The sequence below is a fragment of the Agrobacterium sp. 10T429 genome (assembly GCF_056393925.1).
In genome coordinates this window covers 224,242-240,026 of the sequence record NZ_JBFTGV010000008.1, presented here as the reverse complement: position 1 = coordinate 240,026, position 15,785 = coordinate 224,242, and the positions used below count along the sequence as shown (strand labels likewise).

Sequence of the window (15,785 nt, the reverse complement as noted above, 5' to 3'; positions counted from 1 at the left end):
TCAGTACCGTGCGGTAAATCCTCGGCTTAAGGCCGAGGATGATGCCAAGTAACCGGCAAACTTCATCACAAAAAAAGCCCCGCTTTTGCGGGGCTTTTTATTGTCTTGATGGATCAGAACGTCAGGGCGCGGTCGCCGTTTTCGTCCTTGATTCGGCTTGGAAGGCCGATCTTGTTCAGAAGGTTCAGGAAAGGCTGCGGTGGCAGTTCTTCCACATTGGCCATCTGCTTCACATCCCACTCGCCGGTGGCAATCAGCATGGCGGCAGCGACCGGAGGAACGCCGGCGGTGTAGGAAATGCCCTGAGATCCAACTTCTTCGTAGGCTTCCTTGTGGTCGGCCACGTTGTAGATGAAGACTTCGCGTTCCTTGCCATCCTTGATGCCCTTGACGACATCGCCGATGCAGGTCTTGCCGACATAGTCGGGTGCAAGCGAAGACGGATCCGGCAATACGGCCTTGACCACCTTCAACGGCACGACTTCCAGACCTTCGGCAGTCTTGACCGGCTTTTCGGAGAGAAGACCGAGGTTCTTCAGCACGGTGAAAACGTTGATGTAGTGATCGCCGAAGCCCATCCAGAAGCGCACATCGGCGCCATCCATGTTTTTGGACAGCGAATGCACTTCGTCATGGCCGGTCATATAGGCCTTCTGCTTGCCGACAACCGGCAGATCGAATTCCTGGCCGACCTCGAACATCTGGTTCGTCTGCCACTGGCCATTCTGCCAGGAATAGACGACACCGGTGAATTCGCGGAAGTTGATTTCCGGATCGAAGTTGGTGGAGAACCAGCGGCCATGGCTGCCGGCATTGATATCGACGATATCGACCGAGGTGACCTTGTCGAAATATTCATCCTTGGCAAGGCGGGCATAGGCATTGACCACGCCGGGATCGAAACCGACGCCGAGCAGTGCCGTTACACCCTTTTCCTTGCATTCGGCAGCGCGCTTCCACTCGTAGTTTCCGTACCACGGCGGCGCCTCGCAAATCTTGGTGGGATCCTCGTGGATCGCCGTATCCATATAAGCAACACCCGTGTCCATGCAGGCACGAAGAACGGACATGTTGACGAAAGCCGAACCGACGTTGATGACGATCTCTACGCCGGTTTTCGTAATCAAGGCTTTCGTCGCCTCGATATCCATCGCGTCAAGCGCATGGGCCTCAAGTTTCACATCTGTCTTGAGGCTCTTCTTTTCGCGTACGGACTCGACAATCTTGCGGCACTTTTCCAAAGTCCGTGACGCAATATGAATGTCTCCCAATACATCGCTGTTCTGGGCGCATTTATGCGCCACGACCTGTGCTACGCCACCGGCGCCGATGATCAGAACGTTCTTCTTCATTTCAGGTGATGCCTCCTTTTCCCCGCAGGGATCAGCTTCGTTTCATGTTAAAACAGGGTTTAAGACAGGCTTTGCTCGAAATCGGCAAAGTCGAATTCGCGAACGGCACGCACGCTGCCGTCGAGTTCCTTGATGGCAATCGCCGGCATCTTCACGCCATTGAACCAGTTCTTCTTGACCATGGTGTAGCCGGCCGCATCCTCAAAGGAGATACGATCACCGACCTTCAACTCCTTGTCGAACCGGAAGTCGCCGAAAATATCGCCCGCAAGGCAGGATTTGCCGCAGACCATGTAAGGATGTTCGCCCTCGTTCGGCAAAACCTTGGCGGTTTCGCGATAGATCAGGAGGTCGAGCATATGCGCTTCGATGGAGCTGTCGACGATAGCGAGGTTCTTGCCATTGAACAGCGTGTCGAGAACCGTCACTTCAAGCGTCGTGCTCTTGGTGATCGACGCTTCGCCGGGCTCAAGATAGACCTGAACGCCGTATTTTTCCGAAAAAGCCGCCAGGCGATCGCAGAACTGGTCGAGCGGATAGTTGTCGCCGGTAAAATGGATGCCGCCGCCGAGGCTGACCCATTCCGCACGCGACAGGAGCGATCCGAATTTCTCTTCGATCTGCGTCAACATGCGGTCGAACAACGAAAAATCGCCGTTTTCGCAATTGTTGTGGATCATGAAGCCGGAAATCCGGTCCATGACCTTGTCGACCTTGGCGACATCCCATTCGCCGAGACGGCTGAAGGGACGTGCGGGATCGGCAAGATCGAAGCTCGAAGAGCTGACCTGCGGATTGAGGCGCAGACCCCGGGTGATACCGGAGGCCTTTTCTGCAAAGCGCTCAAGCTGGCTGATGGAATTGAATATGATCTTGTCCGCGTTCGAAATCACCTCGTCGATTTCGTAGTCGGCATAAGCGACGGAATAGGCGTGGGTTTCGCCACTGAATTTCTCGCGGCCCAGACGCACTTCATAAAGCGACGACGAGGTGGTGCCGTCCATATATTGCGACATGAAATCGAAAACGGACCATGTTGCAAAGCACTTCAGCGCCAGAAGCGCCTTGGCGCCGGATTTTTCCCGCACATAGGCAATCTTCTCCATGTTGCGAAGAAGTTTTGTCTTGTCGATGAGGTAATAGGGCGTCTGAAGCATGGCGTTTCACATATTGATTGAAGTCAAGGTCCGTCTGGATGATGGGCCTTATATGATGCTTGTTACAGGAAAACAAATGTCCGGCACCGAATTCCCGGAAAATTGCCCCCGCCGCAAAATCCGCGGGAGAAAACTCGCCAAGCCGCGGAACCAAGCGGGCATCGGCGCGTTTGAATGGCGGACAATCGGGTTTACGGCTGCCGCAACGAAAGTTCGTAAGCGTCGGCATTGATCCGCGGCGGCAGTCTTTTTGACCTGACGCCATTTTCCATCAACGATGTTCCAGGAAGGACTTCACCCATGGCAAGCGTGCGTAGCAGCGTCAACGACAAGATCCAGCAATCCCTCGAAAACGGCGATGCAGCCGATGTGGCAGCACAGCTTGCCCAACTTCGCGAAGATCTGGCAAATCTTGCCAAGAGCGTTAAGGCGCTGGGCGTTGGAGCCTCGCATGAACTGAAGGCGCAGGCCGCCCGCGTGGCCGACGACGCATTGACCGCTTCCGGCGAGATGGCCGACAGCGTTCGCAACGAAATTTCCTCGCTGAACGACAATCTGACGGATCAGGTCCAGAAGAACCCGCTGCAGTCCCTCGGCATCGCCGTTGGTGTCGGTTTCGTGCTCGCCCTCCTCACACGTCGATAAGGCCGCATCATGCTTGAGGCATTGCTGGTCTATCTGGGAGACACCCAGCGTGAAGGACGCGTCGTGACACGGCGCCTGCGCGCCACGATAATCCTTTGGGTGCTGACCGGGATATTCTTCCTGATCGCCTTCGTAGCTGCTGTCGTGGCGGGGTCCATCTATCTGGCCCGGCATGTCGGCGCAGGGCCGGCCGCGCTTGTCGTAGCCGGTACGGCGTTTCTGCTTGGTGTCATCATGTTGGTGGCGCTTGCGATCGTCAAACGTCCGAGAGCCTATGCCGCAAGACGACCCGTCGCATCCTTGACGGCGGCTCCCTTGACCGCAGCACCTCTGGCGCTGCAATCGCTCCTCACGCTGGCGATCCAGGCGCGCCCCTACGCGACGCTCGCCGTTGCCATGGCTGCCGGCTTTCTGGCAACCAGAGCCAACACCAGGAAAAAGAAATAGGCACGCCTTCAGGCGCGTTTAAGGCTCTTCGTCAAACTCTCATTTGCTGCTGCGCATCCGGACCATGGATGCGCAGTTTTTTTTATGTTACCCGCGATGGATAGACTGGTTGATGGTGCTCAGTGCCACGCCGCCCTTATTTGAACAAAGTGAAATACAGTCTCCCGCACGTCCCGTTTTTTTTCTGAAAGGCGATTGATGAAGAAGAAAGTCCTTGTCGTCGGCGGTGCCGGCTATATCGGTTCGCATACCTGCCTTCTCCTGTCTGAGCGGGGATATGAACCGGTCGTTTTCGACAATCTGTCCAATGGACATGAGGAATTCGTCCGCTGGGGACCCTTCGAGCAGGGCGACATTCGCGACCGCGCGCGGCTGGACGAGGTTTTCGCCAGGCACCAGCCGGAGGCCGTACTCCACTTTGCGGCGCTGATTGAAGTCGGCGAATCGGTAAAGCAACCCGTGGCCTTCTACGACAACAACGTCATCGGTTCGCTCAACCTGCTGTCTGCCGCCATCGATGCCGGGGTCACGGCATTTGTTTTCTCCTCCACCTGCGCCACCTACGGTTTGCCGGAACAGGTGCCGATTGACGAGACGCACCGCCAGGCGCCGATCAACCCTTACGGCCGCACCAAATGGGTAGTCGAGCAGGCGCTGAAGGATTACAGCACCTATAAGGGGCTGCGCTCAGTGATGCTGCGCTATTTCAACGCCGCAGGTGCAGATTTCGAAGGCCGCATCGGCGAATGGCACAAGCCGGAAACCCACGCAATCCCGCTCGCCATCGAGGCGGCACTCGGTCGGCGTCAAGGCTTCAAGGTGTTCGGCACGGATTATGACACCCGCGACGGCACTTGCGTGCGTGACTACATCCATATTCTCGATCTTGCCGACGCCCATGTGCGGGCAGTGGATTATCTGCTGGCGGGCGGTGAAACGGTTGAACTCAACCTTGGCACCGGCACCGGCACGACTGTGAAGGAGTTGCTGGCGGCGATTTCGGACGTATCCGGCCGCCCCTTCCCGGTGGAATATACCGACCGCCGCGATGGCGATTCCACCACCCTTGTCGCCAATAACGAAAAGGCAAAGGCGGTGTTGGGCTGGGAGCCGCGTTATTCCCTGTCTGATATCATCAAATCCGCCTGGGCTTGGCATTCCTCGCGCAACGCCGGGGACTGAGCGAACGCAATTTAAAACAAAAAGACACCGGCCAATGGCCGGTGTCTCTCGCGGGACGCCTGTTGAGGTCGATCCCGCTCCTGCCTCCCAGGTAAGGGGATCAGGGCTTGGTGGCGGACGTGGTGGTGCTGTCCGGAGCTGCCGGCGTTGCCGCGCTCTTTTCGCTGGCCTGCTGTTCCAGCGTCTTGAATTCCGCAGCAGCCTTCAGCGTTTCCGCCGTTTCAGTCGTCGTCAGGCGAATTGTGCCGTCCTGCGTGTTGCGGGTCATCGTTACCTTGTCCATAGGCACCGCGACATCCTTGGCACCGATACCGAGGAAACCGCCGACACCAATCACGGCTGCGACGAGACCGCCGTCTTTTTCCATGATGAGGTTGGTGACGTTACCGATGCTCTCGTCGGCTGCGGTATAAACCGACTTGCCGATGTAATCATTGGCGCTGATCTGCGTTTCACCCTGCTGAGTGATGTAAGCACCGCCTGTCGTCGCGGCCGCGCTATCATTGGCCAGAGGAGCCGCTGGCGCCATCGGGGTAGCGGGAGGCGTTGCCGGTTCGGTCTGAGCACTCGGATTTGCCGGTGCTGGCTGGGTTGTACCCTGGGCGATGGCAAGCGGCGCGAAAGCCGTCGTGCCCATCAGGGCGGCGGTGACGAGTATCGTAAGTTTCTTTGCCATTTTCGTACCTTCCTTTCATCGTTTTCGACTGGCCGGGCGGTGACGAATTTCGCTTTCCACTCCATGACCGGTTCGCTTTGCAAACGGGCTGACCATTGAAATGGTTCCGATTTTTTCAGTCGCATAGACGCGATTGCGACATTTTGCGGCTCCGGAACGAAAAAATCAGGCATTGCTAAAGGAGGATGGCGCGGTATTATCCGTGACGTAACAATGCCGTAACTGCCGGAGTTTTTGCATGCCTCAACCCGGCAAAAAACTGAAAAACACGTTCTCGGCTTTACGTCGACGCAGTGCGAATTTTTTTCCGACGGCCTCCATCGGCACCTATCTGGTGGTGATGGCAACCGTCATCACCCTGCCGCTTATCCTTTTCGGCGGCTACTTGATGCTGCGCCTTGAAAGCGAAAAGCGCGACGACCTGCAACGGGAGACGATCGAGGATGTCAGGGTCGTCAGCCGCAACATCGATCGGCGCCTGCAGGAAATCGCCACCTCCCTCAATCTGCTGTCGCAATTCCCTGAACTCGAGAATGGCAATCTTGCCGCTTTTCAGGGACGTGTTGCCGAAAGCCTGAAACGGGAGGGCCTGTACGCCATTCTGGCTACCAAGGAAGGCGAACAGTATCTCAATACCCGGGTGTCATTTGGCCAGCCTCTCAGCAAGGTGCCGGCCGAGGCCAATCTGGCCAAGGCAATCGAATCCCGTCGCATCACCGTTTCGGACATGTTTTTCGGCGCGACGAGCAAGGAGTGGGTGTTCAACGTTACCTTGCCGCTCGACCCCAATCTGGGGTCCGCCGGAGATGCCCTGATCCTGACGCAGAATACAAGTGACCTGAGCCGGCTCATTCCCACGGAAAACCTGCCGCGCAACTGGGCGGTCGCCATTATCGACGGTAACAATCGTGTTGTCGTTTCCAGTGCGCAGAATGGGGTGGAAGTGGGCAAGCCATTTGCCAGCCCCGCCATTCTTTCAGAAATGCAGGCCTTCAGCGGCAATTTCTTCGACGACAAGGGCAACCTCTATGCCTATGCCCAATTGCCGGGCTGGCAATGGCGAACTGTGATGTGGGGGCCACTTGCCGCAAGTCAGGCAGCATTGGTCGACACGTGGCGGCAAATGATGATCGGCAGCACGATGCTGGTGCTCATCGCCATCGGCGGCGCCTATCTGGTCGGCCGGCAGTTGCGCAGTTCCATTCGCGATCTCACGCTCATGGCTGAACGCATCGGTGAAGGCGAGATCGTGGCGCCCGTCGATACCAAGATCAAGGAAGCCAACCAAGTTGCCGTCGCGCTCTCCAATGCTTCCTTCGACAGAAGCCAGTCGGAAGAACGGCTGCAACTTCTGCTGCACGAACTGGTTCACCGCTCCAAGAATATTCTGACGCTGGTTCAGGCGATGATCCGGCAATTGGGGCGGGAAAACAAAAGCATCCCGGAATTCCAGAAAGAGGTGGACCACCGCCTGCGCGGTCTTGGAATGTCGATCCGGGCATTGGCGGAGGTTCAATGGCAGGGCTTGCCGATCCGTAAGCTGATCGAGACCCACCTCGACGTTTTCGGCACCGTTTCGGAACGCTTCGAGCTGTCTGGGGACGATTTCATGCTTTCTCCGGAAGCGGCGCAAAATTTTGGGCTCGTAGTGCATGAGCTGACGACGAATTCCATCAAATACGGCGCCCTGTCGGTTGCGCTCGGAAAAATCACGGTGAGCTGGAAGCCGCTCGAAAAAGATGGACGTCAGATGATTTATATCGTCTGGACCGAAACGGGCGGGCCACCGGCGACGGAACCAAGCCGCAAGGGCTTTGGTACCACGGTAATCAAAAGGCATGCGGAAGGCGCATTCGGCGGACAGGTGGTGACGGAGTATCGCGAAACCGGGTTCGAATGGTCGCTTGAAGCGCCGATGCGCTATTTTATACCCAAGCGACCCGATCAGGCAGGCCCGCTTTGAAAAATGGCGTGCTGGATCCCCGTACCTGCAGACGAAAAGCAGCTAATTTCGCCCTACGCAAAAAAAATACGTTTTAGGGGAACCGAATTAGGGCGGATGCATTTTTACTGCAGGCCAAGCAATTCCCCCGTCCCCGCCTGAAGCTTGGCTGACAATAAACAGGTTTCACCCCTGAAAACCTGTCATAATAAAAAAGCACGGCTCTTTCATGGGCCGTGCTTTTTTTTGCGTTCTCGCAAAAACGGACGAAGTGCTGCCTATGAGGCAGGTCTCCAACCGAGGGCCATTATTTCGAAATTTCAAATGTCGGTAACGTCCCCGGAAGGAAATTTCAGCCGGTAGACGATCCGCTCCGGCGTGAGGTGATATTCGGCACTCCCGCCCAATGCGGATGGAACGACCTTTTCCAGCACGACGCTGCCGAAACTGCCGCGCCTCGCCTGCGCCGGCTCTTTCGATGGCATGATCGGCTCTATCCACTCAACGATACAAAAATCGCCTTCCTGTCGGCATTGCAGCGAGATTGGCGGATGATAGGCGAGATTGCCGCTGTGGCTGACCGTATTGACGACCAGCTCATGGAAAGCCAGACCGATATAAAGCGCCCCATTCGGATTGAGCAGCAGGTTTTCACCTTCCATGTGGATGAGGTTAGGATATTCCGGCACATAAAGATCGAATTGCTGGCGAAGAAGCTCGAATATGCGAGCACCTCTCCAGTCGGAATCCGTGATGAGATCCTGACTTTGGGCAAGAGCGTGTAACCGGCCCCGAAACTTGCGCAGAAAATCTTCCTTGGTGAGGCTGAAACGGGCCGTCTGGCCCGCAAGGCTCTGGATGATCGCCAGGAGGTTCTTGGAACGGTGGCTGACCTCGCGCAGCAGCGAGCGCAAAAGCTGCTCGCGCCGCCGTTCCGCCGTCACCTCGCGAATGGTGGTTTTCATCACCGCCTGCTTCGCCTGGTTGAAGGTGGAATGGATCTGGAACTGGAAAACCCGGTCATTGCCGGCATTAACTTCCAGCATGCCCCGACTGCCCACCACATTCATATCTTTTTTGAGTTCGGCAAGCCGCTCTGAAAGATCGGTGCCAAACACATTTTCATCCGTGGGATGGCTATCGGTCGGCAGACGCCACACATCCGGCAGATTGGCCACGAATATGTACTCGCGGTTCCAGTCTTGTAACATGACTGTCTCGCCCGAATCGAGCAAAGCGAGGACGAGCGAATCGTGTAGCTCGCTCTCGTTCCTCTCCGCGTTATGCCATGCCAGCCGATGCAAATTCATCTCCCTGCAAAAAGCCGTGAGATCACCTCACGACCGTAACCGCGAACGTCCGGGTACCGTAGTTGTTCCCGGACAGTCTACGGTTTCGGCAAATTTCACGCCGCGACGCGAGAGCTTTCGTTGAAAAACAGCGCCTGGCTGATAAGCGCTTTCACCATGTCCGGGTTGAACGGCTTCGTAACGAGGAATGTCGGCTCGGGCCGCTCACCCGTCAAAAGACGCTCAGGGAAGGCTGTAATGAAGATCACCGGCAGAGACGTCATCTGAAGGATCTCCTTCATGGCATCGAGCCCGGAGCTGCCGTCTGCAAGCTGGATGTCGGCAAGGATCATCTTCGGCTGCGTGCGGTTGAAGAGATCGATCGCCTCCGCATGCGTGCGGGCAATACCCGTAACGCGATGGCCGAGATCGGTGACCATCTGCTCGATATCCATGGCGATCAGAGGTTCGTCCTCGATAATCATGATATCGGTGGCAACCTGACGGGCGATTTCAGAGGCCGCCTCATCGATCAGCTGGCCGATCTGGGCTTCAGTTACCCTCAGAACCTCTGCTGCTTCCGAAGCTGTGAACTCTTCGACCGTGGTCAGAAGGAAAGCCTGGCGGGCGAGCGCTGGTACCGCAGAGAGGTTGGCGGAAGCGCGCTTTTCCCAACCTGACAGGTTTTCATCGGCCTTTATATTGATCGTGACGGAACTAAAAATCGATACGAACAATTGATAAAGCGAAACCCGATCGTTGCTTGTCGGCGGGAAGATGCTGATATCGGCGATCAGAGCTTCAAGTGTTGCTGCAACATAGGCATCGCCAGTGGATTGAGAGCCGCAAACGGCACGCGCGAACCTGCGCAGATATGGCAGGTGCGGTGCGATGCGTGTAGAAACTGACATGGAATTCTCCCCTTTCATGCGGTCTGCAACGCAAACCCACGATAGCAACGTGCGCATCATAAAAAAAGTTCCGGATCGCCGGAACTATTTTTTTCATCGCGCATTCTTGCCACGACACAAAAGGAATACCGGACGTTATGAACATATTTCAATCGGACCAAGATTCTCCGGACAATCCGGCCAACCCTCAGGTCCCGCACTCTGGACGTGCGGTGATTTCCCGCAAGCTCAGGGAACTCTACGATGCTGTTCAGGAAGAAGGCATCCCTGACAAATTCCTCGATCTTCTCGAGAAACTCGATGAAGCCGAAAACAGAGCCAAAGACAAGGCTTCGGGGGAATGATGGCGAAAGAGCCGGAGCAGACAGAATACAATTTCAAACGGGAAATGCTGGCGGCACTGCCAAACCTGCGCGCATTCGCGATCTCACTCATCCGTTCGAGGGATCGCGCTGACGACCTCGTGCAGGATACGATCATGAAGGCCTGGGCGAAACAGGAGAGTTTCCAGCCCGGAACCAACATGCGCGCATGGCTGGTGACGATCCTGCGTAACGAATTCTACAGCCAGATTCGCAAGTCCGGCCGCGAAGTACAGGATACCGACGGGGTTTACACCTCGCGCCTGTCGGTGCCGCCAGAACAGCATGGTTCGGTAGATCTTCAGGATTTTCGTACGGCACTTGCAAAATTGCCCGACGATCAGCGCGAAGCGATATTGCTGATTGGCGCCTCCGGCTTTGCTTACGAAGAAGCAGCCGAGATTTGCGGTTGCCCGGTTGGCACGATCAAGAGCCGTGTCAGCCGCGCGCGATTGCGCCTGCAGGAACTTCTCGGCATCGAAAACGAAAACGAGTTCGGTCCTGACGCGCAGATGAGCGCCGTTACCGCCGCAGCCACCGCGCGCTGAGCTGGCAGAATTCGCAAAGCATTAGACGGGTAGGCTCGTGCCTGCCCGTTTTTCTTCGCCGCTTTGTCAGATACCGGTCTCCTTGACCGACTGCATCACGACGAATGTCGAAGTGTTGGAAACCGATGGAAGGCTGGAGATTTTTTCGCCGAGCACCCTTCGGTATTTGCGGATATCGCTGGTGCGCACCTTCAGTAGATAATCGAAGGCGCCGGCGATCATGTGGCATTCCTCCACCTCCTTGATCTTGCGCACCGCCGTGTTGAATTCCTCAAGTGCCTTTTCGCGTGTGTCGGAAAGCTTGACCTCGGCGAAGGCGATATGGTCGACGCCTAGTTTCTGCGGATTGAGCACCGCACGGAAGCCCAGAATATAACCTTCATCCACCAACCGCTTGAGCCGCGTCTGGCACGGCGTCTTGGAGAGGCCGACCCTTTTCGACAGTTGCAGCACCGACATGCGCCCGTCTTCGCTGAGGGCCTCGAGAATCTTGAGATCGAAGTGGTCCACATCGTCTGTTTTATGACTATTTGCCATGTGATTTAACGCCAATTTTGAATAATAAAAGTTCATATGGCCTGTTCTATCCTCAAAATAGGACCATAGCAATTTTTACGGCAATGATATTGTACGCAGCAGAATGACAAGCGGCGAGCGGAGGACATGCTGCCGCTGACAGTCTGTCTTCAACAGCTTTTTCAGGATTTTCAGAATGGCCGATGGTGCAAGCAAAGCCGATGTAAACCCGCAGCAGACGGTGAACGGTATTTTCCAGAATTTTGCACCGCCCGTGCGCGAGCAGAGCCCGTTGCGCAAAGCAATTACCGGCGCTTACCGCCGCCCAGAGGAAGAGTGCCTGGCGCCTCTGATCGATGCTGCGACCGTCACGCCCGAGCAGGCCGCAGCCATTCGCACCACGGCAACCAAGCTGATCGAGGCGTTGCGCGCCAAGACGAAAGGCACCGGCGTCGAGGGGCTGGTGCAGGAATATTCGCTCTCCAGCCATGAGGGCGTGGCCCTGATGTGCCTTGCCGAAGCGCTGCTGCGCATTCCCGACACCGCCACCCGCGACGCGCTGATCCGCGACAAGATCGCCCGCGGCGACTGGAAGTCCCACATCGGCGGCGGGCGCTCGCTGTTCGTCAACGCCGCAACCTGGGGTCTCGTCATCACCGGCAAGCTGACCTCGACGGTCAATGACAGCGGCCTTTCGGCGGCGCTGACCAAGCTGATCGCCCGGGCTGGCGAACCCGTCATTCGCCGCGGCGTCGATATGGCGATGCGCATGATGGGCGAGCAATTCGTGACCGGCGAAACGATTGGGGAAGCGATCAAGCGCTCGAAACCGCTGGAGGAACAGGGTTTCCAATATTCCTACGACATGCTCGGCGAAGCGGCGACCACCGCCAAGGATGCGGAGCGTTATTACAAGGACTACGAAAACGCCATCCACGCCATCGGCAAGGCCTCCGCCGGGCGTGGCATCTATGGTGGCCCCGGAATTTCCATCAAGCTTTCGGCCCTGCATCCGCGTTATGCCCGTGCGCAGGCAGAGCGGGTAATGGCGGAGCTTCTACCGCGTGTGAAATCCCTGATGCTGCTCAGCAAGAAATACGATATCGGCCTCAACATTGACGCCGAGGAAGCTGACCGGCTGGAACTGTCGCTCGATCTTCTGGAGGAACTGGCGCTCGACAAGGATCTTGCCGGCTGGAACGGCCTAGGATTCGTTGTGCAGGCCTATGGCCGCCGCTGCCCCTTTGTTCTCGACTACATCATCGATCTCGCCCGACGTGCCGGTCGCCGCATCATGGTGCGTCTTGTCAAGGGCGCCTACTGGGATGCGGAGATCAAGCGCGCACAGGTGGACGGGCTGGAAGACTTCCCGGTCTTCACCCGCAAAGTGCACACGGATGTCTCCTATATCACCTGCGCCCGCAAGCTGCTTGCCGCGCGTGACGTCGTGTTCCCGCAATTTGCGACCCACAACGCCCAGTCCATGGCTACCATCTACCATCTCGCCGGTCCGGACTTCAAACTCGGTGATTATGAGTTCCAGTGCCTGCACGGCATGGGCGAACCGCTTTACAGCGAAGTCGTCGGCAAGAAGAAGCTCGATCGTCCCTGCCGCTTTTATGCCCCTGTTGGCACCCACGAGACGCTGCTTGCCTATCTCGTCCGCCGTCTGCTGGAAAACGGCGCGAACTCCTCCTTCGTCAACCGCATCGCGGATCCCGCCGTGCCGGTGGCTTCCCTGCTGGAAGATCCGGTCACCGTGGTCAAGGCTTACCCCGTTCCCGGCGCACGGCACGACCGCATTGCTGCACCCGCTGGTCTCTTCGGCCCCGAACGGGCAAATTCCGCCGGCCTCGATCTTTCGAATGAAACGGCACTTGCCGCGCTGGACAACGTCCTTAAGGCAGGTGCGACGACGGAATGGAAAGCCGCAGCACCGCATGCAGGCGGAAAGACACGCCCGGTCCTCAATCCCGGCGACCACAATGATGTCGTCGGTTATGTAACCGAACCGACAGAGGCCGATGTCGAATCGGCAATGCAACGGGCCGCAGCCTCCAACTGGTCTTCCACGCCGGTCGAGGAGCGCGCCGCCTGCCTGGAGCGCGCTGCCGACCGGATGCAGGCCGAAATGCCGGCCCTGCTTGGCCTCATCATGCGCGAGGCCGGAAAATCCATGCCGAACGCCATTGCCGAGGTGCGCGAAGCGATTGACTTCCTGCGTTATTACGCAGCGGAAGCCCGGAAGACCTTCAAGGCCAACGAGACACCGCTCGGCCCGGTCGTCTGCATCAGCCCGTGGAACTTCCCGCTTGCCATCTTCATCGGCCAGGTAACGGCAGCACTGGTTGCCGGTAATCCGGTACTGGCAAAGCCCGCCGAAGAAACCCCGTTGATCGCCGCGCAGGGTGTACGCCTGCTGCATGAGGCAGGCGTTCCGCAGGACGCCGTGCAGCTTCTGCCAGGTGACGGCAAGACCGGTGCGGCACTTGTCGGCTCAGCGCTCACGGCGGGTGTGATGTTCACCGGATCCACTGAAGTGGCGCGGCTCATCCAGGGTCAACTCGCAGGCCGGGTTCTCGCAAACGGCCAGCCCGTTCCACTGATTGCCGAGACCGGCGGCCAGAACGCCATGATCGTCGATTCCTCAGCGCTTGCCGAGCAGGTCGTCGCCGACGTCATCGCCTCTGCCTTCGACAGTGCCGGCCAGCGTTGCTCGGCGCTTCGCATTCTCTGCCTGCAGGAAGATGTGGCCGACCGCACCCTGACGATGCTGAAGGGCGCGCTGCACGAATTGCGCATCGGGCGCACCGATAGCCTTTCCGTCGATGTCGGCCCCGTGATCACCGCTGAAGCTAAAGGCATCATCGAAAAACACGTTGACAGCATGCGCGCACTCGGCCACCGGATCGAGCAGATTTCGCTTGCCGGCGAAACCGGCAAGGGCACCTTCGTGCCACCGACAATCATCGAGATGAAATCGCTCGCCGATCTGAAGAAAGAGGTCTTCGGGCCGGTGCTGCACGTCATCCGGTTCAAGCGCGACAATCTCGACCGGCTGATCGACGAGATCAACGCCACCGGCTATGGCCTGACCTTCGGCCTGCATACGCGTCTTGACGATACCATCCAGCATGTCCTGTCGCGCGTCGCGGCCGGTAATCTCTATGTGAACCGCAACATCATCGGCGCCGTGGTCGGCGTCCAGCCCTTTGGCGGGCGTGGCCTCTCCGGCACCGGCCCCAAGGCGGGCGGTCCGCTCTATCTCGGCCGCGTCACACAAACCGCGCCGAAGATCGACCGCGTTGCCAGCCAACAGGACCAGGCGGCTGTCGATCTCGCCCGCTGGCTGGATGAAAACGGCCAGAGCGTTGCAGCCGAAGCCGCAAGACAGGCCGCAGCCCTTTCCGGCCTCGGTTTCGAAACCGAACTGGCAGGCCCAGTCGGCGAACGCAACGTCTATGCGCTGCATCCGCGCGGCAGGGTGCTGCTTATCCCGGCCACCGAGCAAGGGCTCTATCGCCAATTGGCCGCAGCACTTGCCACCGGCAACTCGGTCGTTATCGATAATGCGTCGGGGCTGGAAAAGTCGATCTACGGATTGCCGGCAACCGTCACCTCGCGCATCACATGGGCTGACAGCTGGGAAAAATCCGCACCGTTCGCCGGCGCGCTGATCGAGGGCGATGCGGAACGTGTCGTTGCGATCAACAAGAAAATCGCCGCCCTGCCCGGTCCTCTGGTTCTGGTTCAGGCCGCCACGACGGAAGCGCTTGACCGTGAAACCCAGCCCTACAATCTCGACTGGCTGGTGGAAGAAGTCTCCGTCAGCGTCAACACAACGGCTGCCGGCGGCAATGCCAGCCTGATGAGCATCGGCTGATTATGTGGTTCCGGCAGGGTCTCGACCCTGCCGGTCCATCACATCACCCACCGATTTCACCACGACCGAAAAGCTGGTTCAGAACCTGCTCTTCAAGCCGCGCGAATTCCGGGGTGCCGTGTCGGCGCGGACGCGGCAGTTTCACATCGAGATCAAGGGCGATGCGCCCCTCATCAATCACGACGATGCGGTCTGCAAGTGCGACGGCTTCCGAAACATCGTGCGTAACGAGAACGGCGGTGAATTTCTGCTTGCGCCAGATGCGCTCAAGCAGAAGCTGCATTTCGATGCGGGTGAGCGCATCTAGCGCCCCGAGGGGTTCATCCAGCGCCAGAATTTGCGGATGCGCCACCAGCGCGCGTGCCAGCGCCACGCGCTGCTTCTGGCCTCCAGACAGGACATAGGGCCACTCGCCCGCCCGGTCCTTTAGACCAACCTCTTCGAGAATGGCAAGCGCCTGCTCGTTCGCCGCCTCACCTTTGGCGATGCCGGTCAGGCCCACGGATACATTGTTTGCAATGCGCTCCCATGGCAAAAGGCGCGGCTCCTGAAACATCATGCGAGTGCGGCTCGATGCGTCTTTCGAAACGGTGCCACTTGTGGGCGCATCAAGACCGGCCAAGATACGCAGAAGCGTGCTCTTGCCGCATCCACTCTTGCCGATAATAGCCAGAAACTCGCCTTCCCGCACATCGAGATCGATGCCGCGCAGAACCGGTTTATCGCCAAAGGTCTTGGTCACATTGCGGAAGCTGAAAGCGACCTTGCTGTCGTTCTGCTTGCCGCGCTGTTCAACCTTGGTCTCTGCCCCGGAAGGGGAGGATGATGGGGCATCGGGGCGTCTCAACGTCGTAACATTGCTGGTCGACATGGGT

General features: G+C 58.0%; 15 protein-coding genes. 8 read left to right on the top strand and 7 right to left on the bottom strand.

What is annotated here, in order from left to right; genetic code table 11:
• Positions 1-113 precede the first annotated feature (113 nt).
• Together AC1DCP_RS18990 and nspC are read right to left on the bottom strand one after the other, a co-directional pair.
• Entirely contained in the window at positions 114-1,352 is a 1,239-nt protein-coding gene (locus AC1DCP_RS18990) for a saccharopine dehydrogenase family protein (RefSeq protein WP_013762136.1), read from the bottom strand.
• Positions 1,353-1,411: 59 nt separating this feature from the next.
• Entirely contained in the window at positions 1,412-2,509 is a 1,098-nt protein-coding gene (nspC, locus tag AC1DCP_RS18985) for a carboxynorspermidine decarboxylase (RefSeq protein ID WP_013762135.1), read from the bottom strand.
• Between nspC and AC1DCP_RS18980 the strand changes: the two genes are divergently transcribed.
• The 4 genes from AC1DCP_RS18980 (at position 2,508) to galE (ending at position 4,783) form a co-directional block, all read left to right on the top strand.
• Positions 2,508-2,741: a hypothetical protein gene (locus tag AC1DCP_RS18980; protein ID WP_004432079.1), complete on the top strand. Its 234-nt coding sequence runs from the start codon at positions 2,508-2,510 to the stop codon at positions 2,739-2,741. The two genes, nspC and AC1DCP_RS18980, sit on opposite strands and share 2 nt — an antisense overlap.
• Positions 2,742-2,809: 68 nt before the next feature.
• Positions 2,810-3,154 (top strand): ElaB/YgaM/YqjD family protein, encoded by a 345-nt coding sequence (locus tag AC1DCP_RS18975; protein WP_004432077.1) that lies wholly within the window; start codon positions 2,810-2,812, stop codon positions 3,152-3,154.
• A gap of 9 nt (positions 3,155-3,163) precedes the next feature.
• Positions 3,164-3,601 carry a hypothetical protein gene (locus AC1DCP_RS18970; protein WP_004432075.1) on the top strand — a complete coding sequence of 146 codons (438 nt, stop codon included), beginning with the start codon at positions 3,164-3,166 and terminating at the stop codon, positions 3,599-3,601.
• A 198-nt stretch (positions 3,602-3,799) separates the two neighbouring features.
• Positions 3,800-4,783: a UDP-glucose 4-epimerase GalE gene (gene galE / locus AC1DCP_RS18965; RefSeq protein ID WP_038494713.1), complete on the top strand. Its 984-nt coding sequence runs from the start codon at positions 3,800-3,802 to the stop codon at positions 4,781-4,783.
• 100 nt (positions 4,784-4,883) lie between these two features.
• Here galE and AC1DCP_RS18960 read toward each other — a convergent pair whose 3' ends face one another.
• Positions 4,884-5,459, bottom strand: a complete 576-nt coding sequence (locus tag AC1DCP_RS18960; RefSeq protein WP_038494710.1) for a PRC-barrel domain-containing protein — start codon at positions 5,457-5,459, stop codon at positions 4,884-4,886.
• Positions 5,460-5,697: 238 nt separating this feature from the next.
• Between AC1DCP_RS18960 and AC1DCP_RS18955 the strand changes: the two genes are divergently transcribed.
• Positions 5,698-7,422 carry a sensor histidine kinase gene (locus AC1DCP_RS18955; RefSeq protein WP_019566500.1) on the top strand — a complete coding sequence of 575 codons (1,725 nt, stop codon included), beginning with the start codon at positions 5,698-5,700 and terminating at the stop codon, positions 7,420-7,422.
• A 299-nt stretch (positions 7,423-7,721) separates the two neighbouring features.
• Here AC1DCP_RS18955 and AC1DCP_RS18950 read toward each other — a convergent pair whose 3' ends face one another.
• Positions 7,722-8,711: a sensor histidine kinase gene (locus tag AC1DCP_RS18950; protein WP_076844504.1), complete on the bottom strand. Its 990-nt coding sequence runs from the start codon at positions 8,709-8,711 to the stop codon at positions 7,722-7,724.
• A gap of 95 nt (positions 8,712-8,806) precedes the next feature.
• On the bottom strand, positions 8,807-9,601 hold the full coding sequence (locus tag AC1DCP_RS18945) for a response regulator (protein WP_004432063.1): 795 nt from the start codon (positions 9,599-9,601) through the stop codon (positions 8,807-8,809).
• Between the two features lie 137 nt (positions 9,602-9,738).
• On the opposite strand from AC1DCP_RS18945, the gene AC1DCP_RS18940 reads away from it, so the two are divergent.
• Both AC1DCP_RS18940 and AC1DCP_RS18935 read left to right on the top strand, forming a co-directional pair.
• Positions 9,739-9,945, top strand: coding sequence for a NepR family anti-sigma factor (locus AC1DCP_RS18940; protein ID WP_004432062.1), 207 nt, complete (start codon positions 9,739-9,741; stop codon positions 9,943-9,945).
• Complete coding sequence (locus AC1DCP_RS18935) at positions 9,945-10,511, top strand: RNA polymerase sigma factor (protein ID WP_004432061.1); 567 nt, start codon at positions 9,945-9,947, stop codon at positions 10,509-10,511. The genes AC1DCP_RS18940 and AC1DCP_RS18935 overlap by 1 nt, the downstream gene beginning before the upstream one ends.
• 66 nt (positions 10,512-10,577) lie before the next feature.
• On the opposite strand, the gene AC1DCP_RS18930 is transcribed toward AC1DCP_RS18935, so the two are convergent.
• Complete coding sequence (locus AC1DCP_RS18930; protein WP_112391979.1) at positions 10,578-11,048, bottom strand: Lrp/AsnC ligand binding domain-containing protein; 471 nt, start codon at positions 11,046-11,048, stop codon at positions 10,578-10,580.
• A 175-nt stretch (positions 11,049-11,223) separates the two neighbouring features.
• Here AC1DCP_RS18930 and putA point away from each other — a divergent pair, with 175 nt between their 5' ends.
• Complete coding sequence (gene putA, locus AC1DCP_RS18925; RefSeq protein ID WP_112524123.1) at positions 11,224-14,910, top strand: trifunctional transcriptional regulator/proline dehydrogenase/L-glutamate gamma-semialdehyde dehydrogenase; 3,687 nt, start codon at positions 11,224-11,226, stop codon at positions 14,908-14,910.
• Between the two features lie 43 nt (positions 14,911-14,953).
• Here putA and AC1DCP_RS18920 read toward each other — a convergent pair whose 3' ends face one another.
• A complete protein-coding gene (locus AC1DCP_RS18920; protein WP_004432043.1) occupies positions 14,954-15,781 on the bottom strand; it encodes an ABC transporter ATP-binding protein in 828 nt (275 codons plus the stop codon).
• Positions 15,782-15,785 lie beyond the last annotated feature (4 nt).